Source organism: Pseudarthrobacter sp. NS4, from assembly GCF_024758005.1.
In the GTDB taxonomy this organism is placed as follows: domain Bacteria; phylum Actinomycetota; class Actinomycetes; order Actinomycetales; family Micrococcaceae; genus Arthrobacter.
The window spans coordinates 4,373,787-4,394,030 of record NZ_CP103288.1; the positions used below are offsets into that span (position 1 = coordinate 4,373,787).

Annotated in this window: 18 protein-coding genes; 8 read left to right on the forward strand and 10 right to left on the reverse strand. The window is 64.0% G+C overall.

The annotated features are described in order from the left end of the window. Window positions 1-2: 2 nt before the first annotated feature. The 3 genes from NXY83_RS20555 to NXY83_RS20565 form a co-directional block, all read right to left on the reverse strand. Window positions 3-362, reverse strand: coding sequence for a hypothetical protein (locus NXY83_RS20555; RefSeq protein ID WP_258804039.1), 360 nt, complete (start codon window positions 360-362; stop codon window positions 3-5). Between the two features lie 104 nt (window positions 363-466). Beyond that, window positions 467-1,057, reverse strand: coding sequence for a hypothetical protein (locus NXY83_RS20560; protein ID WP_258804040.1), 591 nt, complete (start codon window positions 1,055-1,057; stop codon window positions 467-469). 26 nt (window positions 1,058-1,083) lie between these two features. Beyond that, window positions 1,084-2,436 carry an MATE family efflux transporter gene (locus tag NXY83_RS20565; RefSeq protein WP_258804041.1) on the reverse strand — a complete coding sequence of 451 codons (1,353 nt, stop codon included), beginning with the start codon at window positions 2,434-2,436 and terminating at the stop codon, window positions 1,084-1,086. A gap of 192 nt (window positions 2,437-2,628) precedes the next feature. Here NXY83_RS20565 and NXY83_RS20570 point away from each other — a divergent pair, with 192 nt between their 5' ends. From NXY83_RS20570 to NXY83_RS20585, 3 genes are all read left to right on the forward strand, one after another. After that, a complete protein-coding gene (locus NXY83_RS20570) occupies window positions 2,629-3,063 on the forward strand; it encodes a DoxX family protein (protein WP_258804042.1) in 435 nt (144 codons plus the stop codon). Window positions 3,064-3,409: 346 nt separating this feature from the next. Then, complete coding sequence (locus NXY83_RS20945) at window positions 3,410-7,810, forward strand: SGNH/GDSL hydrolase family protein (protein WP_309484107.1); 4,401 nt, start codon at window positions 3,410-3,412, stop codon at window positions 7,808-7,810. Window positions 7,811-7,925: 115 nt separating this feature from the next. Then, the gene (locus tag NXY83_RS20585) at window positions 7,926-8,897 is read left to right on the forward strand and encodes an acyl-CoA thioesterase (protein ID WP_258804043.1); all 972 of its coding nucleotides are present in this window, start codon (window positions 7,926-7,928) and stop codon (window positions 8,895-8,897) included. Here the strand turns inward: NXY83_RS20585 and dnaB are convergent. After that, the gene (gene dnaB / locus NXY83_RS20590) at window positions 8,894-10,276 is read right to left on the reverse strand and encodes a replicative DNA helicase (RefSeq protein ID WP_258804044.1); all 1,383 of its coding nucleotides are present in this window, start codon (window positions 10,274-10,276) and stop codon (window positions 8,894-8,896) included. The genes NXY83_RS20585 and dnaB overlap by 4 nt on opposite strands. Window positions 10,277-10,936: 660 nt before the next feature. Between dnaB and NXY83_RS20595 the strand changes: the two genes are divergently transcribed. After that, window positions 10,937-11,221, forward strand: a complete 285-nt coding sequence (locus NXY83_RS20595) for a hypothetical protein (RefSeq protein ID WP_258804045.1) — start codon at window positions 10,937-10,939, stop codon at window positions 11,219-11,221. Window positions 11,222-11,237: 16 nt separating this feature from the next. After that, window positions 11,238-11,810: a hypothetical protein gene (locus NXY83_RS20600; protein WP_258804046.1), complete on the forward strand. Its 573-nt coding sequence runs from the start codon at window positions 11,238-11,240 to the stop codon at window positions 11,808-11,810. 38 nt (window positions 11,811-11,848) lie between these two features. Here NXY83_RS20600 and NXY83_RS20605 read toward each other — a convergent pair whose 3' ends face one another. The 6 genes from NXY83_RS20605 to rpsF all read right to left on the reverse strand — a co-directional run bounded on the left by NXY83_RS20605 (window position 11,849) and on the right by rpsF (window position 14,882). Continuing rightward, window positions 11,849-12,172 carry a zf-TFIIB domain-containing protein gene (locus NXY83_RS20605; protein ID WP_258804047.1) on the reverse strand — a complete coding sequence of 108 codons (324 nt, stop codon included), beginning with the start codon at window positions 12,170-12,172 and terminating at the stop codon, window positions 11,849-11,851. 60 nt (window positions 12,173-12,232) lie between these two features. Further along, window positions 12,233-12,859 (reverse strand): FMN reductase, encoded by a 627-nt coding sequence (locus tag NXY83_RS20610; protein ID WP_258804048.1) that lies wholly within the window; start codon window positions 12,857-12,859, stop codon window positions 12,233-12,235. Window positions 12,860-13,087: 228 nt separating this feature from the next. Then, window positions 13,088-13,540 (reverse strand): 50S ribosomal protein L9, encoded by a 453-nt coding sequence (rplI, locus tag NXY83_RS20615; RefSeq protein WP_258804049.1) that lies wholly within the window; start codon window positions 13,538-13,540, stop codon window positions 13,088-13,090. Between the two features lie 17 nt (window positions 13,541-13,557). Then, window positions 13,558-13,797: a 30S ribosomal protein S18 gene (rpsR, locus tag NXY83_RS20620; protein WP_003800144.1), complete on the reverse strand. Its 240-nt coding sequence runs from the start codon at window positions 13,795-13,797 to the stop codon at window positions 13,558-13,560. A 126-nt stretch (window positions 13,798-13,923) separates the two neighbouring features. Then, window positions 13,924-14,502, reverse strand: coding sequence for a single-stranded DNA-binding protein (locus NXY83_RS20625; RefSeq protein WP_258804050.1), 579 nt, complete (start codon window positions 14,500-14,502; stop codon window positions 13,924-13,926). Between the two features lie 74 nt (window positions 14,503-14,576). Beyond that, complete coding sequence (gene rpsF / locus NXY83_RS20630) at window positions 14,577-14,882, reverse strand: 30S ribosomal protein S6 (protein WP_258804051.1); 306 nt, start codon at window positions 14,880-14,882, stop codon at window positions 14,577-14,579. Between the two features lie 555 nt (window positions 14,883-15,437). On the opposite strand from rpsF, the gene NXY83_RS20635 reads away from it, so the two are divergent. The 3 genes from NXY83_RS20635 (at window position 15,438) to NXY83_RS20645 (ending at window position 20,210) form a co-directional block, all read left to right on the forward strand. Beyond that, window positions 15,438-18,131: a helix-turn-helix transcriptional regulator gene (locus tag NXY83_RS20635; RefSeq protein ID WP_258804052.1), complete on the forward strand. Its 2,694-nt coding sequence runs from the start codon at window positions 15,438-15,440 to the stop codon at window positions 18,129-18,131. A 259-nt stretch (window positions 18,132-18,390) separates the two neighbouring features. Continuing rightward, window positions 18,391-19,554 carry a DegT/DnrJ/EryC1/StrS family aminotransferase gene (locus NXY83_RS20640; protein ID WP_258804053.1) on the forward strand — a complete coding sequence of 388 codons (1,164 nt, stop codon included), beginning with the start codon at window positions 18,391-18,393 and terminating at the stop codon, window positions 19,552-19,554. Further along, complete coding sequence (locus tag NXY83_RS20645) at window positions 19,551-20,210, forward strand: NeuD/PglB/VioB family sugar acetyltransferase (RefSeq protein WP_258804054.1); 660 nt, start codon at window positions 19,551-19,553, stop codon at window positions 20,208-20,210. The genes NXY83_RS20640 and NXY83_RS20645 overlap by 4 nt, the downstream gene beginning before the upstream one ends. The last annotated feature ends 34 nt before the right edge of the window (window positions 20,211-20,244 follow it).

A 20,244-nucleotide genomic window follows, 5' to 3' on the forward strand; every position in this document is an offset into this window, starting at 1 on the left:
GGTTAGCGCTCCGTTGGCCGTTCGGGGCCGCCGTCGGAAGCCGGCGGATTCTTCGCGCCGGGCGTGCCAAAGCCGTGGGCCGGCTTTTTCGCCGAGCTGAGGTTGATGCCGGATCCCTTGCCCAGGTGCTCGGCGTTCTCCTTGTAGCTCATGGACAGCATGGCCGCAATCACCAGTGTGACGATAAAGGCGATGCCTGCGCCGGTCAGGGCAAGGTCGAAGCGCGGGGCCTTCGCACTGCCGCCGGAGGCAAAAATCAGCACTGCCCCAAAGGTGACGACGGCCCAGAACGCGGAGAACATCAGCGGCCCCTTCACCGAGGTCCGCAGCTTGCGCGGTTTTCCTGGATGCTGGTCTGCCACGGTGAGTCCTCCCTGCAGGCGGCACGCCGGCCGTCCTGGTTTGCGTAGTGTGTGGTTCGCCCGGCCTCATTTTTCTACAACGAGTAGAACCGCGCCTTCCTAGTTTACGGCTTCCCGGCGGCGCCGCGGGCATCGTGCCTGAGCGTCAAGCCCGAGAGCACCCACAAAACGCCTGAGATAATCGCGCCGCCACCGGCCACCCCGAGCAGTGCGTGGGCTCCCAGGCTGATGAAGAAGGGCAGGGCGACGGCGGTTCCAACGCCTATGACGCCTGACGCAATCCAGTCCCGGGCCAGGAGATGACGGCCCCGGAACCGCAGTCCGCACCACAGCTCCAGCGCTCCGGCAACGCCAAGGCCAAGGGCTGCTATGACACCAAAAAGCAGGTCGCTGTGCAGCAGAACCAAGGCGAATCCTGCGCCCGTCAGCACGGAACCTGCGGCGGAAAGCAGTTTGCCCGGCGTCGACTCCCGCGGAAATCCGGCGGCGGGGGCACCCCAGAGGGCAACCAGGCCGGTGGCGAGCAGGTACAGTCCGCCCGCCCAGCCCATGACCTCAATGGAGGGTGATGGCCAGAAAATGGTTACGGCACCGAACGCGAGGGCCGCCGCGGCGCGCAGCAGGACCGGCTTCCAGAGGTCGGGCCGCGGCGCAGTTTCCGGCACGGCGCCTGCGGGTGTTATTGGTTGCGTCACCGGTCCAGTTTAGTGCGGAGCTTTTCCTAGGCCGAACCCAGGACCATCCACCGGTCGGACCTGGCGCGGAGCCCTAGGGTGACGGCGCGGGCGGCCATGTAGCCGACCGCAAAGGCGGCCCAAAGCCAGCCCAGGCCGTCCGCGCCCCCGGCACCCGACAAGGCAACGGCGGCGAGAAGCGGCGCGTAGGCGGCAAGGTTGACCAGCCCGGCCAGCGCCAGGTACTTGGCGTCCCCCGCGCCAATCAGCACCCCGTCAAGCACGAAGACGTACCCGGCGATGGGCTGCCCGGCCGCCAGGATCCACAGTGCAACGGCCAGGGCCGACTGAACCTGCTGGTCGGACGTGAAGAGTGCACCTGCCCAGGGAGCCGCCACAGCGAGAAGCAGGCCAGTCACTACTCCGAAGCCCGTTCCCCAGCGGATCATCGTACCCGTGAGCAGCCGGGCCTTCCCCGCGTTGGAGGCGCCCAACTCCTTTCCGATCAGGGCCTGCGCGGCAATGGCCAGGGCGTCCAGGGCGAACGCCAGGAACGAAAAGATCGTCATTGCCAGCTGATGGGCAGCGAGGTTGACCGCGCCCTGCCCGGTAACCACCAGCACCGTGACGAGGATGGCTGCCCGCAGGCTGAGCGTGCGCAGCATCAGCCAGGACCCCACCCGCGTCATGCTGCGGATGCCGTGCCAGCTGGGCAGAAGGCTGACACCCTGCCGGACAGCGTTGCGCCTCACCATCACCAGGTAGACGGCAGCCATGGCCCACTGCGCCACACTGGTTCCGACCGCCGAACCGGTGACCGACCAGCCCAGCCCGTACACCAGCCACAGGTTCAGGACTATGTTCAGCCCAAAGCCGGCCGTCGCCACCACCAGCGGGGTCCGCGTATCCTGCAGTCCGCGCAGAACGCCGGTGCCGGCGAAGATGAGCAGCATGGCCACCAGTCCGGGCATCGACCAGCGCAGGTAGTCCACGGCGTAGGACCGCACCTCGCCCTCCGCGCCCATCAAGGCAATCAACGGTTCGGCCGCGGCGAAGCCGGCAACAGCAAGGCCTGTACCCAGAAGCAGGGCCAGCCACACGCCGTCGCGCCCGGCCGCCAGGGCCTTGCCCGGCTGTCCGTCCCCAATGGCCCGCGCCACCGCCGGGGTTGTGGAATAGGCCAGGAAGACCATCAGGCCGACGGCGGTGTGCAGCACCGCGGACGCCAGTCCGACGCCGGCCAGCTGCGCCACGCCCAAATGCCCCACAATGGCGGAATCGGCAAGCAGGAACAGCGGTTCGGCCACGAGCGCCCCGAACGCGGGGACGGCGAGGCGGAGTATTTCCCGGGCGTGGCTTCTGCTGCCCGCCACAGGAACGGAAGTGGATGGTTGGGGCACCGTGCCAGCTTAACCTTCGGCGGTATTACCTACCGGTCGCAATGACCCGGCATGACAAAGCCCACACTTCCCACAAATAGTTGACTCTTCAACCATTTATGGTGAAGACTGGGTTATCTAGGCTGCAACGCCGCGATCCGGCCCCGCTTGCACCCGCCCAGCTCCGACCGATATCCGAAACGGTGAAACCCCATGAACCAGTCCCGCCTGACCACCACCGCCATCACGGCCCTCCGCATTGTCCTGGGCTTCCTCTTTGCAGCCCACGGCTGGCAGAAGTTCAACGAATGGACCATCACCGGCACCCAGGCTTCCTTTGCCAAAATGGGTGTTCCCGCTGCCGAAATCGCCGCTCCGGCGGTCGCCGTGCTGGAACTCGCCGGCGGCATCGCCCTGATCCTGGGCATCCTCACCCGGGTAGTTGCAGCCCTCCTTGCCCTCGACATGCTGGGAGCCCTGTTCCTGGTGCACGCCCAGGCCGGCGTTTTTGCCGCGAACGGCGGTTACGAACTGGTCCTGCTCCTGGCCGCAGCCGCCTTTGCCCTGGCACTGACGGGTGCCGGACGCCTCTCCGTGGACCGCGCGCTCTTTGGCCGGCACAACTCCAGGCTCGCAGTCCTGGCCTAGAAGCCAGGCAATACACCGCCCGACGGCGGCTGGGCACCCGGGTGCCTGGCCGCCGTCGGGCTTTGGCCGTCACCGTCGAGGCCAAGGCCTAAAACTCTCGGACAATTAGCACCAAAAGTGCGCGGGAAATATCGGGAAAACGCTTGCCAGCGTCCTGTTGCTGCTGATAAACAGGTGACTGTTGCAGTGAGAACTGCATCACCGCACCCAGGTCTCAGCTTTTCTTCAACGGGTCAGTCCCGGGAACCTCATCCGCCAGCACGGATACGCCCCGTCAATCTGTGCTGCCGTTTTGAATCGTTCCAATCGATGGCCGGGGCCGCTTTGCCACCGCTCATCGAAGGAGATGTCCGTGAACAAACACCCGCAAGCGATCCCCGGTCCCACAGAAGGTCCGCCACGACGGAACAGGATCTTCAACTCGGGCGTCAGGGTTTCCACCGCAGCTATCGCCTCTGCCGCCATCGCCCTGAGCGGCCTTCCGCCAGTCCATGCGGATACAGCACTGCCAGCCGTGGGCAGCGGCTTTAAGTTCGACTTTGGCCCGGGTTCCACGGCTGATGGCTACACCCGCGTGGATGCCGCCACCCAGTACTCCGCCGCCGGAAAGTTCGGCTTCACCGACACGGCCGTCACCTCCGGCGCCGACCGTGGCACCGGCGACGCCCTCCGCTCCGATTTCGTGCAGGCCCAGGGAAGCTCCTTCCTGGTGGACCTGCCCAATGGTGACTACACGGTCAAACTCATCGCCGGTGACGCCGCCGAAGCCACCCACATCGCCATCACGGCCGAGAAAATGGCCAAGGTCCAGACAACGGACAGGCCTGCGGGCCAGTACCTCGAGATGGAATTCCCCATCTCCCTGGTGGACGGACAGCTCAACCTCGACTTCACCGGTACGGCGGCCAAGATCAACTCCCTGGTCATCGCGGCCCGTGCTCCGCGCACCGCCACCACTGACCCCGGCGTCTACCTCGCGGGCGACTCCACCGTCCAGACTTACGACCCCGGCTTCGCCCCCCAGGCGGGATGGGGCCAGATGATCGACCGCTACTTTGACAGCAGCGTTTCCTTCAAGAACCACGCCATCGGCGGCCGGAGCTCCAAGAACTTCATCACCCAGGGACGGTTGGACGAGATCCTTCGCGTCATCAACCCCGGCGACTACCTGATGGTCCAGTTCGGCCACAACGACGCCACCATCGGCGTCGACGACCGGTACGCCTCCCCTGCCGACTACAAGGAATACCTCCGCACCTACGTGAACGGAGCCCGCCAGCGCGGTGCCACCCCCATTCTCGTAACCCCCGTGGGACGCCGGGACTACGACGAAGCCACCGGCAAATTCCGCGTCAGCTTCCCGGAGTACGTGGCCAGGATGCAGGAACTGGCCGCTGAGGAAAGCGTGGCACTGGTGGACCTCTCCGCCTCCAGCCGCGCCTACTACGACGCGATCGGTCCGGAGGACACCAAGTCCGTCTTCCTCCACGTCGACGCCGGTGTCTACCCCAACCGCCCTACCGGCACGGTGGACAACACACACTTCCAGGAATACGGCGCCATCCAGATCGCGCGCCTGGTGGCGGGCGGAGTGAAGCAGCTCAGCGTTCCCCTCGCCTCACGCGCCAAGGAGGTCGCGCCGCCGTCGTCCGTTCCTGCCAAGCCGCAGGGACTGGTGACCGGAAGCGTCTCCAACGCCGGGGCACTCCTGAAATGGCAGCCCGTCGAAGGTGCGGACATCTACAAGGTGTACCGCAAGCTGGCCTCCGAGCCGGACAGCGCCTACGCGCTCACCACCACCTCTACCGTCCCCACCGCCAACCTGGGCGGACTGGCCGAAGGCACCGCCTACAGCGTCCGGGTCGCCGCGATGAACGGCAAAGGACTCTCGGAACCCAGCGACCCCCTCGCCGTGACCACCAAGCAGGCCAAGTACAAGTTCGACTTTGGGCCCGTGGGAGCACCGCTTGAGCCCGGCTACACCGAAGTGAACCGGACCATGGCCTACACACCGCAGCGGGGGTTCGGCTTCAAGGACGTCTCCGTCCTCAGCGACCGGGACCGGGGCGCGGTGACCAGCAACCTGCTGCGGGACTTCGTCCTCAGCGGCTCCAGCTTCGAATTCCAGCTCGACGTCCCAAACGGTACCTACGCCCTGAAGACCTACCACAGCGACTGGATCGGCTCCACGCGGACGGACGTTGCCGCCCAGGGCACTCCCTTCGGGCAGGTGTCTTCCGGCCGGGCATCATCGGCAACCAAGATCATCAACCAGGTCCTGGTCTCCGACGGGCAGCTCAACCTGACCATCAGCGGCTCCGGCCAGCGGCTTAACGGCCTGGAGGTAACCCCGCTGCTGGTGGGACCCACCAACCTGCACACCACAGCCGTCAACGCCGCAGCTGAACCACCCACCGTGGACCTTGCATGGGACGCTGTGGCAGATGCGGCGGGCTACAAGGTGTTCCGCCAGGCATCATTCGAAGCTGAACCACAGCTGGTCTCCGAAAACGTCACGGCAGCATCTTTCCAGGACACCACTGCCTTCGCCGGCCTGAAGTACAAGTACTTCGTCACGGCCGTGGACAGCACCGGCCTCGAGTCAGTCCCCTCCAACACAGTGGAGACTGCACTGGTTGACCCCAACACCCCCGTCCCGGCGGCTACCGGCAAGGTGGACGTCAAGGCCGTGGAAAAGACCAGCGTGACGCTGAAGTGGCAGAAGGTGGCCGGCGCAGCCGCCTACCAGGTCTACCGCTCAACGTCACCGGACGGCCCCTTTGAGTACGTGGGCCGGGCCGCCGAGGTGAACTACACCGACTACACCGTGCTGACCACCATCGAGTACTACTACCGCGTGACCACCGTGAACAAGGGCGGCGAATCAGCGCCTTCCCCGGTGATTGGCACGGAGAAAGTCACGGTTGTCAACCGGCAGATGGAGCAGCTGGACCGTGCCCCTGTGGCGTTGCTGACAGGTGAAGGCGTGCGGGTGGGCTGGCGCATGCTCGGCCTGGATCCGGAACAGATCGGGTTCCATGTCATCCGCGACGGCGTCCAGCTCACCGGGGAGCCGATCCGCAACAGCACCACGTTCCTGGACCCATCAGGGACAGCCGCTTCCCGCTACGCGGTCAAGACGGTCGGCAACGGCGGGGAACAGCTCACCAACGAGTTCACCCCCCAGGTGCAGGGCTACCTGGCAGTCAAGCTGGACAAGCCCGCGGACGACTACACCAAGGACGGACAGCCCTACTCCTACTCCGCAGGTGACGCCAGCGTTGCCGATCTTGACGGTGACGGCACTTACGAAATCCTCCAAATGTGGTCACCGTCCAACGCCAAAGACAACTCCCAGGCCGGCTACACAGGCACGGTTTATGTGGACGCCTACCGGATGGACGGCACCAAACTCTGGCGGATCAACATGGGCCCGAACATCCGCGCCGGCGCCCACTACACCCAGCTCCTGGCGTACGACTTCGACGGCGACGGCAAGGCTGAGGTTGCCATGAAGACAGCGGACGGCACGCGGGACGGCGCCGGGACCGTGATCGGAAACGCCGGAGCCGATTACCGCAACAGCAGTGGTTACGTGCTGACGGGTCCGGAGTTCCTGACGGTCTTCCACGGAGCCACCGGCACCGTCATGGACACCGTCGCCTACGATCCTCCCCGCGGTGACGTGGGGGCCTGGGGTGACACCTACGGCAACCGTGTGGATCGCTTCCTCGGCGCCGTGGCCTACCTTGACGGGGAACGTCCATCCATGATGTTCAGCCGCGGCTATTACACGCGCACCGTGCTGGCCACCTACGACCTGGTAGCGGGCAAGATCATCAAGCGCTGGATCTTCGACTCCGACACCGCCGGCGCCCAGTATCGCGGACAGGGCAACCACAACCTGTCGGTGGCGGATGTGGACGCCGATGGAAAGGACGAGTTTATTTTCGGGTCCATGACCATCGACGACAACGGCAAACCGCTGTACAACACCCGCCTGGGCCATGGTGACGCCATCCACACCAGCGACCTCGATCCGTCCCGCCCGGGCCTGGAGACGTTCATGGTCCACGAGGACATGGGAGCCAGTGGAAACCGCGGTGCAACCTTCCGCGATTCGAAGACCGGCGAAATCCTCTGGAGCATCATGTCTGCCAAGGACACCGGGCGTGGAGCCGCGGGAGATATCGACCCCCGGCACGCCGGGGCCGAGGCCTGGGCAGTCGGCGGCGACGCCGCCTGGAACTCACCGGTCGGTGAACTGCGTTCGGCCAAGGGGCAGCTGATTGCCAACAAGATTCCCGCGGCCAACTTCCTGGCCTGGTGGGACGGCGACCTGCTCCGCGAAATCGTGGACCATGACTGGAACGCCGCCACCAACACGGGCACGCCCAGCATCGCCAAGTGGAACTGGGAGACGGAGTCGAGCGACAGGCTGCTGACAGCAACGGGTGCCAAGACCAACAACAGCACCAAGGGCAACCCCGCCATCCAGGCCGACCTCCTGGGTGACTGGCGGGAGGAGATTGCCTGGCCGTCCGCAGACAGCACGGAACTTCGGATCTACACCACCACGGCTGGCACCGACGTCCGGCTTCGGACGCTGATGCACGATCCGGTGTACCGCCTGTCCGTGGCGCGGGAGAACGTCTCGTACAACCAGCCGCCGCACCCCGGCTTCTATATCGGTGAAGGCATGGAACTGCCGGCTCAGCCGGACATTGTCTATACCCGCGCCGGATAGCCCTCCGGCATCCGGTAAACCTGCCCCGTCCGCCTCTCCGGCGGGCGGGGCAGCGCCGTTTGTCTCTACGCCGCCCCAACCAGCGGGTAACCGGGGGCGTCAGTATGATCGCAGCATGACTTCGACCGGCACCCCGAACTCCGTTACCCTCCGATTCCTGGCCGCGCCCATGGACGTGGGCCACAGCGGCTCGGTCGATGCCGGCACCGTCCTGGAGTGGGTGGACAAGGCGGCCTACGCTGCGGCTGTGGGATGGGCGAAGTCCTACTGCGTCACCGCCTATGTTGGGAACATCCACTTCGCGGACCCGGTCAACAGCGGCGATATGGTGGAAGTTGAAGCCACCATTGTTTACACCGGCCGGTCCTCCATGCATATCCGGACCGTGGTCTCCTCCGGAGACCCCAGGGGCGGGCCGGCCACCATGCGCAGCCAGTGCATGGTCATCTTCGTAGCCGTCGGGGAAGACGGAAAACCCACCCCGGTGCAGCAGTTCGAGCCCGTCACCGCCGACGAGGTGGAGCAGCGGGACCATGCCCTTGCCCGGATCAAGGTCCGCGAGCAAATCGTCGAAGCCATGAACCGGCAGGAATATACCGACGCCGGTACCGCCGAGCGGGTCACCCTCCGGTTCATGGCCGCTCCAACAGACGTGAACTGGGGCGGCAAGGTCCACGGCGGAATCGTCATGAAGTGGATCGATGAAGCCGCCTACGTTTGTGCATCCCGCTACTGCGGCAAAGACACTGTGGCTGTGTTCTCGGGCGGAGTGCGCTTTTACCGGCCGCTGCTGATCGGGCATGTGGTGGAGGTGGAGGCCCGCCTGGTGTACACGGGAACCAAAGGCATGCACATCGCCGTCCACGTGCGCTCCGGGGACCCCAAGGGCGGCGGACTGAACCTCACCACATACTGCCTCACCGTCATGGTGGCGCGCGACGACGAAGGCAACTCCGTCCCCATTCCCTCCTGGGTGCCCGTCAGTGAGGAGGATAAGCGGCTGCAGGCCCACGCGCGGGAACTGCTCGAGATTCGGGGCACTGCACCAGGCAACCGCCTCCCGAACCATCTGCTGGCGCAGGGCTAGAAGCCGCCACCGCCGGCGTCAGCGGCCATGTTCGCAAACCGGGAGTAGTGACCCTGGAAAGCGACCACGATGTCCTTGGTGGGGCCGTTACGATGCTTGGCCACGAGAATGTCAGCCTCACCCGCACGCGGTGATTCTTTGTCGTAGACGTCCTCGCGGTGCAGCAGGATCACCATGTCCGCGTCCTGCTCAATGGATCCGGATTCACGGAGGTCAGAGACCATGGGGCGCTTGTCCTGGCGTTGCTCCGATCCACGGTTCAGCTGTGACAGGGCAATAACCGGGACCTGGAGTTCCTTGGCCAACAGCTTCAGCGCGCGGGAGAACTCGGAGACTTCCTGCTGGCGCGACTCCACCTTCTTGCCGGAGCTCATCAGCTGCAGGTAGTCGAGGATGACGAGTTTGAGGTCGTGCTGCTGCTTCAACCGCCGGCACTTGGCCCGGATTTCCATCAGGGACATGTTGGGGCTGTCATCAATAAACAGCGGCGCGTCATTCATCCGGCCCATGGTGGTGGCGATCTTGGACCACTGCTCGTCCTTGATGGTTCCCTTGCGGAGATCCTGCAGCCCGATGGTGGCTTCTGCCGAGAGGAGGCGCATGGCAATCTCGTTGCGGCCCATTTCGAGCGAGAACATGACCGTGGCCAGGTTGTTCTTGATGGCGGCGGAGCGGGCAAAGTCCAGGGCGAACGTGGACTTACCGACGGCGGGACGGGCTGCGATGACGATCATCTGGCCGGGGTGCAGGCCATGGGTGAGCTCATCAAGTTCGTAGAACCCGGTGGGGACACCGGTCATGCCCTCACCGCGGTGGCCTGACGCTTCGATCTCGTCCACCGTGGACTCCATGACGTCCTTTAGGACCACGTAGTCCTCGGCGGTGCGGCGTTCTGCCACGGCGTATACCTCGGCCTGGGCCTGGTTGACCAGGTCCTCCACCTCACCATCGGAGCCGTAACCCAGCTGGACGATCTTGGTACCGGCATTCACGAGGCGCCGGAGGACAGCCCGTTCGGCAACGATCTCCGCGTAGTACCCTGCGTTGGCCGCGGTGGGAACAGTCTGGATCAGCTCATGCAGGTAGGCCGGACCGCCGATCCTGTTGATTTCCGCACGCTTGGTCAACTCATCGGAAACGGTCACGGCATCGGCGGGCTCACCGCGGCCGTACAGGTCAATGATCGCTTCGTAAATGGTTTCATGGGCCGGCCGGTAGAAGTCCTGGCCCCTGAGGATCTCCACCACATCCGCGATGGCGTCCTTGGACAGCATCATGCCGCCCAGCACCGATTGCTCGGCGGCGATGTCCTGGGGAGGCTTTCGGCTAGTGTCTGATCCGCGGGAAGTCTCCACCGGGTCCAGATGCGCGATTGACAAAGCTGCCGTCCTCCATTTTTACCGGGACCTGGGTTGCCCGGTGGTTACCATCCTGTTGAGGCCTCGTCGGGAAAATCCGCACTCCGCCACCTGTCAAGGTTTATCGGCGGGGTCTGACAATGTTCCAGCCAGCTCCGGAAAATGAGGATTTCGAGAGTTATCCCCACTGTCCACAGGTTTTCCACAAAGGCCTCTCCCGAGGGCCGGAACTGGCCGGGGAACTGCGGTTTTACCGCAGTTCCCCGAGCTAATTACTGCCCTAAGAACAGGTACCCCGCTACGGTAGCCGCCCGGGGTCCAGCCGCAAAGCCGGGTTGCCGGAAGGGCTGTGGATAAGCTGTGCAGTAACCGGCATAGCTTGTGCACAGCCTGTGCGAAAGCCTGTGGATACAAAAAAACTTTGAGTTGCTACCCGCCCCTGACCAGCGAAAACGTCTTCTCCCGCATGTGGAGTAAATATTTCTTCTGTGGAATTTCATCCACAGGCCGTACCTGCCATTCGGGCAGGATGGCGCCTGGACTGTCCCCGTGACCAAGTTCATGCATCAGCCGTGGCGGTTCTCATATTCCACGTGAAGCGTTTGACCTGCCTCTCACCGTCCGATAAGCGCACAGGTGAATATTGCTGTGGATAAAGTGGATCTGGCATAAGCTTTATGTATGGGCGAACTACTGCTGGTGCTATTGCCTGCGATTGTCTTGATTGCGCTCATTTGGGGCCTTTTCACCGCACTCAGCCCGCGCGATACCGGGATGTCGGATGCGGAAAGATATCAGCGCGACCTCGCTGAGCGTTCAGCCCGGCATTACGCAGCCCAGGTCGAAGCTGCCACGGCAGCACGTGCCAGGTTGGAGGCCAAGACCCGCCCCAGCCAGAACACACAGCAGCACACCCAGCAGCAGGACGCACGCAACCAGGCCCGGCAACGGCCTGGAAATACATAGAACGGCTTTTAGAACGATGGAATCGCTTGTGGTCCCTGTCCTCATCCTCTGTGCAGTGGTTACGGGAGTTGCTGTGGCAGTCCGCGCCATCAGCCGGCGTAAGGCAACGCGCGGCCCCGAACCGGCACAGCCGGCGGCAACGTCCCCGGAGCTGGCGCGCGCCGCCGCGGCCAAGCTGTCGGAGGAAGAACACCGGCGGCTTTACGCGCTGATCGCCCAGGGGCAGGCGATGGCCGCCATCAAGCTGTACTACGAAGCCACCGGCGATGGTTTGCGGGCTTCGCGGGACGCGGTGGGGGCGCTGGCAGCCCATCCCCAGCCCTACAGAAGCCCTGAGGCGGCCGCCCCGGAGCAGGACGAAGACGAGGACAACGAGCCCCAGCGGTTCCCCTACCGCTACCGGGCCATTGCCAGCAAGGGCGACGTAACCCGCGAGGTGAGCAGCAACATGCTCAATGACGAAATCTATGGCAGGATCCGTACCTTGGCGCGCAACGGGGACACGGAAGCCGCAGCCAGTGCACTGACGCGGCACTCTGATATTTCAATGAAGCAGGCGCGGGAGTTCATCGAGCTGCTGGACGACTAAAGGCGCACCTGGGAGGCAGGGATGCCAAGCAGTCGACCCTAGAAGTCGAATATCTCCCCCAGCCAGCCCTCCTTTTTCTTGTGCCGCCGCTGGTCGTAGTCCCGGTCGTACCCCTGCTTCCCGTACTTGCGGTCGTCGTAGCGTGGCTGCTCGCGCCGGGCCTCGAAGTTGGGATAGAGCGGCGGCGGGGTTGGGCCGGCTGCCGGAGTCGCGGGCCTGGCCGACGCTTCGGGCGTCGTGCCGGCGGCGCGGTCCAGGATCTTATCGAGCTCTCCACGGTCCAGCCAGACGCCGCGGCACTGCGGACAGTAGTCGATTTCCATCCCGCTGCGCTCGGTCATCAGCAGGTCTACGGAATCCACAGGACATTTCATGTCCCGCACAACGACCGGCGCACCTCGAAAGTTCGGCGCACGCGGCCTTTAGCGGTTTCCGGAAATGCCGGCCAGCAGCTGCTCGAACGGCAGGGACTCCATTGGAGCGGGCTTGCGGCCGGGCTGGGGACCGTCCAGCAGCCGGGCGAACTCACCGGCAGCACGGTCGATCCGCTCTGCAAGAGAAGAGCCGCCGTCCTCTGTGCTGCCCCAGTCCTGCGGACCGGCGAAGACGCCTGTGGCGGCCGTCCGGGTGCGCAGGTAACTGAACAGCGGACGCATGGAGTAGTCCAGGACCATCTGGTGACGGTCAGTGCCGCCGGTTGCGCCCAGCAGGACAGCCTTGCCGTCAAGGGACTTAGGGTCCAGGACGTCAAAGAATGATTTAAACAGGCCGCTGTAGGACGCGCTGAATACTGGAGTTACGGCGATGATTCCATCCGACGCTTCCACACCGGCAATCACTTCGGCAAGGCGGGGGGCGGCGTAGCCGGTCACGAAGTTGTTGGCGATATCCACCGCCACGTCCCGGAGCTCGACGACGTCCACCGTCACGTCGTAGCCGGCCGCCGTCAGTTGCCGCTCAGCGGACGCGGCCAGCTGGTCAGCCAGCAGGCGGCTCGACGATGGTACGCCAAGCCCGGCGGAAAGGACTGTGATGCGGCGGGTTTGCATGGCATTCTCCTGTTGCTACTTCATTTCACCTTATATGCATTTGCATCTACATGGTGAACTGCTGGCGTCTTCGGAGTATTCCCGCACCTGTTCATTCCTCTTCCAGGGCTACAAAACAGCACGTCCCCAGGAGGATGCCACCACCTACGGCGGAGCCTGTCCCCTGCTTGCAAAGCGAAGACCCCCACCGCCGGAATCCGGCAGCGGGGGTCTTCATGCAGTCAGCTATTACTTGCCGGCTACTACGTCGAGTTCGATCACAGCAGCAACGTCGTCGTGCAGACGGACGTTGGCCTGGTAGGAACCTACCGACTTGATGTGAACCGGCAGTTCAACCTTGCGCTTGTCGATGCTGCCGAGTCCGGCGGCCTCAACAGCATCAGCGACGTCGGCCTGCTTGACCGTGCCGAACAGGCGTCCGGTCTCGCCAGCCTTGACGACCAGCTTGACCGGCTTGGCGGAGAGTGCAGCGGCTTGCTTCTGAGCGTCTTCCAGGGAAGCGTGCTCGCGGGCAGCGCGGGCAGCCTTGATGGACTCAACCTGCTTTTCGCCGCCCTTCGACCAGGTCAGGGCGAAGTTGCGGGGCAGCAGGTAGTTACGTGCGTAACCGTCCTTGACCTCGACAACGTCACCAGCAGCACCGAGACCGGTTACTTCGTGGGTCAGAATGAGCTTTGCCATGTTAGTTAATCCCTTCCTTAGCCGCGGCCAGCGCCGGAGTAAGGCAGCAGAGCAACTTCGCGGGCGTTCTTGATTGCCTGTGCGATCTTGCGCTGTTCCTGGACCGTGACGCCGGTGACGCGACGGGCGCGGATCTTTCCGCGGTCGGAGATGAACTTGCGCAGCAATGCTACGTCCTTGTAGTCGATGACAGTGATGTCAGCGGCCTTCAAGGGGTTGGACTTTGGTTTGGGCTTACGGAGTTCAGCCTTAGCCATCGTGGAGCTCCTATTCTAGGGAGCCCGTGGATATTGATCCACGGGATGGTGGTGGTCCGACGGCGGCAGTCACCCTGGTGCCTGTAGGCACTTCGGGTGGTCCCGTCGTCGGGCCTTAATGGGTGTTTAGAAGGGAGGTTCGGAATCGGGGCCGTTGCCCCAGCCGCCTGCATTGGACACACCGGGCGTAGCCCAGGGATCGTCCTGTGCAGCCTGCTGGTTGCCGCCGCCCCAGCCTCCGCCGGAATTGCCGCCCTGGTTTCCCCCAGGAGCGCCTCCTCCGAAACCGCCGCCGCTGTTGCCGCCGCCGAAGCCACCCGGTGCACCCTGTCCGCCGGAGCGCTGGGTGCGGTTGACCTTGGCATTGGCATAGCGCAGGCTGGGGCCGATTTCGTCGACCTCAAGCTCGATAACGGTGCGCTTTTCGCCTTCTTTGGTTTCGTAGGAACGGCTCTTCAGGCGGCCGCTAACGATAACGCGCATGCCCTTGGTCAGGGACTCGGCCACGTTCTCGGCTGCTTCACGCCAGACGGCGGCGCGGAGGAACAGGGTTTCCCCGTCCTTCCACTCGTTGGACTGGCGATCAAAGGTGCGGGGGGTGGAAGCGATGGTGAAGTTCGCTACTGCCGAACCGGACGGTGTGAACCGCAATTCCGGGTCATTGGTGAGATTACCTATGACCGTAATGGTGGTCTCGCCTGCCATCTACTGCCTCCTTGTTCGATCCTGGGTGAAGAGTGCGTTTCCTGCGGGGTAAAGAATGAAAATTGGTGCTGAAATTACTCAGCAACAACCTTCTGCTCTTCGGGGCGGGTGATCTTGGTGCGCATGATGGTCTCGTTAAGAGACAGCTGGCGGTCAAGTTCCTTGGCGGTTTCCGGCTTGGCGGTGAAGTTCACCACGGCGTAGATACCTTCGGACTTCTTCCTGATGTCGTAAGCCAGCCGGCGACGGCCCCAGATGTCAACCTTTTCGATGGTTCCACCATCGTTGGTGATGACGTTCAGGAACTTCTGAAGCGACGGCTCAACGGTACGCTCTTCGACCTCGGGGTCGATGATTACCATCAATTCGTAAGGACGCATATGTGAACCCACCTCCTTTGGGCTAAGCGGTTACGGCATTTCCGTAACAGGAGGTTCATTTGCGATGCTGTGCGATGCCCCGCCGCCGGAACGGAGGCAGGACGCAGCACAGACTTCAATATCTTAGTGCATTTGGGCCGGATAGGCGATTCGCTTGACTCAAGCCTAGGATTCGTGCTGGCCGGGCCACAGCGCTGGCTCCCCTATGTGGAAAAGCGCGTTACTCGCGCCAAGTTTCGCCTTGTTCGGCAGGTCATCCTGGCTGCCACCATGAACCTCTGGCTAGCCCTGGTGACCTCAGAAGCGTCTGCTGGCAGTGCGCAGGAGGCAAGTCTCAACGACGGCCGAAATATGAGTACTTGAAGGCCCGGATCTCTCTGGTGCGGTTTATGGATCAGGGTTTATATTGGCAAGCAACGGCTGGGTACCGTGCTGGACGCGACAAGCGGCCAGGCAGGTTGGTCCGCTGGTCGCCTATTTGGCTTGCGGCCCCACATGCGCATTTGAACAGTACAAAGGAATACAGGTCTCCTTCTTCCGATGGATGGGGACCTGATGTCGTTAATTGGCCGAAGCAAGGAGTTGGACCGGATCCTTTCCGTGATCCGGGGGCCCAAGGAGTCCGCACTCACGGTCGTCGGGCGACGAGGTGTGGGAAAGACTTCCCTTCTGTCCGAGATCCCCACGCTTTCCGATAACCGGACTGTCTTCCTGCGGGCAAGCCCATCAGAGTCGGACTGGCCGTTCTCTGGTCTAACGGCGCTCCTGAACGGAATCGATGATCCCGTCCTCAACCGTTTCGCCGACGAGTTGCTCCGCGGTTCCGCCGGCGCCATGGACGTTCCCACGGTCTCCACCATGCTCCTCAGCGGACTGCACCAGCGCTCGTCCTCCCGAACAGTCATTGTCATGGACGACGCGGACCAGCTGGACCCCAGCAGCCAGGCGGTGATCGGATTCCTGGCGCGCCGCCTCTCCCGAACCGACATGGCGCTGTTCGTCAGCGTGCGGGAAGAAACTCCTGATAGCACGTTCGCGAGCCTGCCAATCCTTCAACTGAGGCCCCTGAGCTACAACGACACGGTCCGGATGCTCGAGTCCATCCCGGCACCGCAGACCGCAACCGCGGCCGTCCATGCGGTTGCCGCCGCAACCCAAGGCAACCCGCTCGCCGCGGTCGAGCTTTATACCTGCCTGCTTGAGCGGCAGGCCGAAGGGAAATACGCCCTTCCGGTACCGTTATCCTGCAGAGGCAGCTTCGAAGCCGAGTTCGCTGCGGCAGTCGGAGGGCTGACGCAGGAAGCTCGCCACGTCCTGGACCTCCTCTCGTTGTCTTGCCGGAGCGACATCGCGACCCTGGAAAAGGTGTACAGCCAGCTGTGGCCCGGGGTCGACGAACTCCTGGCCACCGGCATGGTCAGCAGGACCGGACCGCACCTTCGGATCCAGGACCAGCTGCTGCGCGGATACGTCTCCGCGGCCATGACACCGGCAGCGCGGACCGCCAACCACCGCGCCATGGCCGAAGCGGCCGGTCCCACCGACCCCTATGCCCGGAGGTGGCACCTTAGCTTTACCGCGTTGGAACGGCAGACGCCGTTCGGCCTGCTCCGGTCCGCCGTTGACCTGATCCGCAGCGGGGATACAGCCCTCGCCTTCGAATATGTTGAACGTGCCCTCACCATCAATCCTTGGGATGGTGAGACTGCCGCCAGCCTCACCACTGTGGCCGAACTGCTGTTCAACAGGGCTGAGTTTGTCTACGCCAAGCGCTACCTGGTCTGGGCACAACGGTTGACGCGTAATCCTGCACTGATTCTTCGCCTGACCGGGCTTGCCTTCAAGATCCAGTTCATCCAGGGGGCCGTGGTGCGCTCCACCATGGTGGTGCGCTTGGTCAAGGAATTCGGCCAGCACGACCCCGCATACGCCTCACACCTGCTGGCCATAGCTTCCCTCTACTATGCTGAGCGCTGGGAGCTGGAGGATGCAGCCTGCGTCTTGAAATTAATCGAAAAGTTTCAGGATTCAGCGTCCGCGGACTGCCTGGCCGTTGTGGGGCGCGCCAAACAGTTGATCGAGGCCATAGGCGGAAATGCCGAACACCTCGGCCGAAACCACGAGGCCGGCGGAGGTGAGATGGTGGCGACGCTCCTGGTCCAGGGGCGCTCCCTGAGCTATGCGGAACACCATGAGCTTGCCCGGGAGGCGTTCACCATGGTCCGGAATTCCGTTGGGTCAAGCAACATCAACTGGCGGGAAACCGCAAACTTCCTTGCAGTGGACAATGAAATCCGCGCCGGCAATGTCCGAACGGCAATTAAACTCATCGAAGAGCTGGAACTCTCTGAGCCGGAAACCAAATACCACCGCGGGATGCGGCACATCTTCCGGGTGTGGCGGGCGCACGCTTTGGGTGACGAAGGGCTTGCACGTGCGCATGTGGCGGAGGCGCAGCATTTCTCATGCGCTGAGAGCCACCCGGCCCTCACAGCTCAACTGGCCGCGTGCCAGGGACATTTTGCCCTAATGCGCGGCGACCTTGCGGAATCATTCGCGCAGCTGTCCCGGGCTGCGGAGATCGGTATGGCCTTCCGCAACCCCACCTTACTGCGATGCGAGGCGGACCTGGTCGAGGTCCTGGTCCGCCTGGGACGGCACCGGGAAGCGACTCAGGCGCTCTTCCGCCTGGAGAGCCGTTCCGTGGGCCTGCGCTCAGCCTGGCTGATGTCTGCTGTTGCCCGCAGCCGGGCCATGCTGGCCGACGGCGACCAGTCCCTGCAGCTGTTCAGCCAGGCGCTGGAGGGCAGGATTGCCCATGAGTCTGTGCTGGAACGGGCGCGGACGATGCTTTGCTACGCCGAGCGGCTGGGTGCATTCGGCCGGCTTCGCGAAGCCCGGGACGGACTGCTGCGTGCGAAAGTGATGTTTGACGAAGCCGGAGCCGATGCCTGGACCCAGCACGTGGATTCCCTGCTGCTGGACGAACGGGTGGAACCAGTCCGCGCCCCTGGCAACCCCGCCATGCTGATGCTCGCCGACCACGAGCGGGCCTTGGCAACAATGGTGGCGAGAGGTATGCGGAACAAGGAAATCGCAGCCACGCTTTACGTGTCCGTCCGGACCGTGGAAGTTCGCCTCACGGCGATCTACCGCAAGCTGGGCGTGGAATCGCGCGCCCAACTGACCGCCCTGGCAGCAGGTAAGCAAGCCGCGGCCCGGGAGCCATACGTACTGCCCGTCCTTTAGTCACCTCAGACAAAAAACGGGCCATTGCAGGTACCCGCAGTTTCCACACTGTTCCGTTCATGCACCACAGAGGCCCTGGCTTTCCCACCATAGCCGGCTTCGCGGGACTAACTTTGCATCATGGTCAAAGCACAACGCGTTCGCGCCGGGAAGGGGTAATCATGGCAGAGGTACCAGTTGCCGGGTCCCGCCGTGCAACCTTCGGCTGGCCATTTGTGTCCGCCTGCAGAACATTGACGGCGAAGGAGGTGGGTGCCCGGTGACTGCGGAAACAGTCCTCGCCCAGCTCAACGTCACCAAGCCCTGGATCGGCGAGGAGGAGGCCCACGCCCTGGCGGAGGTGGTTGCCTCCGGCTGCTTGGCCCAGGGGCCCAAGGTCAAGCAGTTCGAAGCGGACTTCGGAGCCGCGCAGGGGGCGAGACACGCCGTCGCCACGTCCAGCTGCACCACTGCGCTGCATCTCGCACTGGTGGTGGCTGGCATCGGAACCGGGGACGACGTCATCGTGCCTTCCCTTTCCTTCACGGCCACCGCGAATGCAGTGACCTATGTGGGCGCCCGTCCAGTGTTCTGCGACGTGGACCCGGCCACGGGTAACGTGACAGCTGAGGCTATCCGGGCCGCACTGACTCTGGATACCCGGGCTGTGATCGTTGTGGACCAGGGCGGCGTACCGGTTGACCTGGACCCTATCCGAAAGCTGTGCGACCGGCACGGGATCACCATCGTCGAGGACGCCGCCTGCGCCGTAGGCTCCCAGTACAGAGGCAGGCCCGTGGGCACCGGGGCGGACGCGACTGTGTGGTCGTTCCATCCATGCAATATTCTCACCACGGGTGAAGGTGGGATGCTGACCACGGGGCGTGCCGACTGGGCTGCCCGGGCACGGTCCCTCCGCGAGCACTCCATGAGCGTTTCGCCCACTGACAGGCACGGCTCGGCGCTGCCACCGCCGGAGGTCTGCCTTGAGATCGGTTTCAACTATCGGATGACGGACCTGCAGGCTGCCGTGGGGATTGTGCAGCTGGGCCGGCTCGCGCAGGTGGTGGAGAGGCGGCGGGAGATCGCGGCACAGTACGTCACCGGTCTTCGGGGCCTCAAGGGCTTGCGGTTTGTGGCCGATCCGCTCTGCGGCACCACCAACTTCCAGTCCTTCTGGCTCGAAGTCCTGCCGGGATTCCCCACCGACCGTGAAGGGCTGCTGGCACGGCTGGCGGACGCCGGGATTTCTGCCACGCGCGGCATCACGGCCGCGCACCGGCAGCCCGCGTACCGGTGGCGTGATACCGGCTATGCCAGCCTGCAGAACACGGAACGGCTGACCGACAGCACCCTGATACTCCCGGTCTTCCACGAGTTGGACGCCGCCGGAATCGAGCGCGTCGTGAGCTGCATCCGTGCGGCCGCCGGTGCACGGATGTGAGTGAGCTCATCCTCATTGCCGCCAGCGGCCTGGCCCGCGAGGTCCTGGCGATGGTGCGCAGCAGCGGCCAGTACGACGTCGTGGGTCTGCTCGATGACGACAAGGAACTGGCTGGCGTTACAGTGGACGGTGCGCCGGTCCTGGGAACCATCGATGATGCCCCAAAGTACAAGCACGCGTTTGTGCTCGTATGTATCGACTCCGGAAGATCGAGGGAGGCAGCGGTGGAGCGACTGACAGCCATGGGCCTGCACGAGGCCCGCTACGCCACGGCAGTCGACCCCTCAGTCCAGCCCCCCGAGGGCTGCAGGATCGGCCGCGGCAGCATCCTGCTGCGGAACGTCACGCTGACAGCGTCAGTCAGCCTGGGGTGCCACGTGGTGGCCATGCCCTCGGTGACATTCACACACGACGACAATGTGGCGGACTTCGCCACGTTCGCCGCCGGCGTCTCGCTGGGCGGCGGGGTACGAATCGGGCGGGCGGCCTACCTCGGAATGAATTCCAGTGTCAGGGAACGGACATCGGTGGGGGCGTACGCCACCGTTGGCATGGGTGCCGCGGTATTCAGCAACGTGCCCGACGGCGAGACGTGGGTGGGCGTTCCGGCCCACGAAATCGACCGGGACGGGTTCGGCTTTGCTAGTGGACGATGAACGCAAACTTTGACCCGGGTCCGCGCGGCCTTCG

What these genes read in the sequence shown, in the direction of transcription:
- NXY83_RS20585 (WP_258804043.1), top strand. Translation starts at nt 7,926, where the DNA reads ATGACTTCGACCGGCACCCCGAACTCCGTTACCCTCCGATTCCTGGCC.
- NXY83_RS20635 (WP_258804052.1), top strand. Translation starts at nt 15,438, where the DNA reads ATGTCGTTAATTGGCCGAAGCAAGGAGTTGGACCGGATCCTTTCCGTG.
- NXY83_RS20625 (WP_258804050.1), bottom strand. Translation starts at nt 14,502, where the DNA reads ATGGCAGGCGAGACCACCATTACGGTCATAGGTAATCTCACCAATGAC.
- NXY83_RS20610 (WP_258804048.1), bottom strand. Translation starts at nt 12,859, where the DNA reads ATGCAAACCCGCCGCATCACAGTCCTTTCCGCCGGGCTTGGCGTACCA.
- NXY83_RS20570 (WP_258804042.1), top strand. Translation starts at nt 2,629, where the DNA reads ATGAACCAGTCCCGCCTGACCACCACCGCCATCACGGCCCTCCGCATT.
- rpsR (WP_003800144.1), bottom strand. Translation starts at nt 13,797, where the DNA reads ATGGCTAAGGCTGAACTCCGTAAGCCCAAACCAAAGTCCAACCCCTTG.
- NXY83_RS20595 (WP_258804045.1), top strand. Translation starts at nt 10,937, where the DNA reads ATGGGCGAACTACTGCTGGTGCTATTGCCTGCGATTGTCTTGATTGCG.
- NXY83_RS20945 (WP_309484107.1), top strand. Translation starts at nt 3,410, where the DNA reads ATGTCCGTGAACAAACACCCGCAAGCGATCCCCGGTCCCACAGAAGGT.
- rplI (WP_258804049.1), bottom strand. Translation starts at nt 13,540, where the DNA reads ATGGCAAAGCTCATTCTGACCCACGAAGTAACCGGTCTCGGTGCTGCT.
- NXY83_RS20600 (WP_258804046.1), top strand. Translation starts at nt 11,238, where the DNA reads ATGGAATCGCTTGTGGTCCCTGTCCTCATCCTCTGTGCAGTGGTTACG.
- rpsF (WP_258804051.1), bottom strand. Translation starts at nt 14,882, where the DNA reads ATGCGTCCTTACGAATTGATGGTAATCATCGACCCCGAGGTCGAAGAG.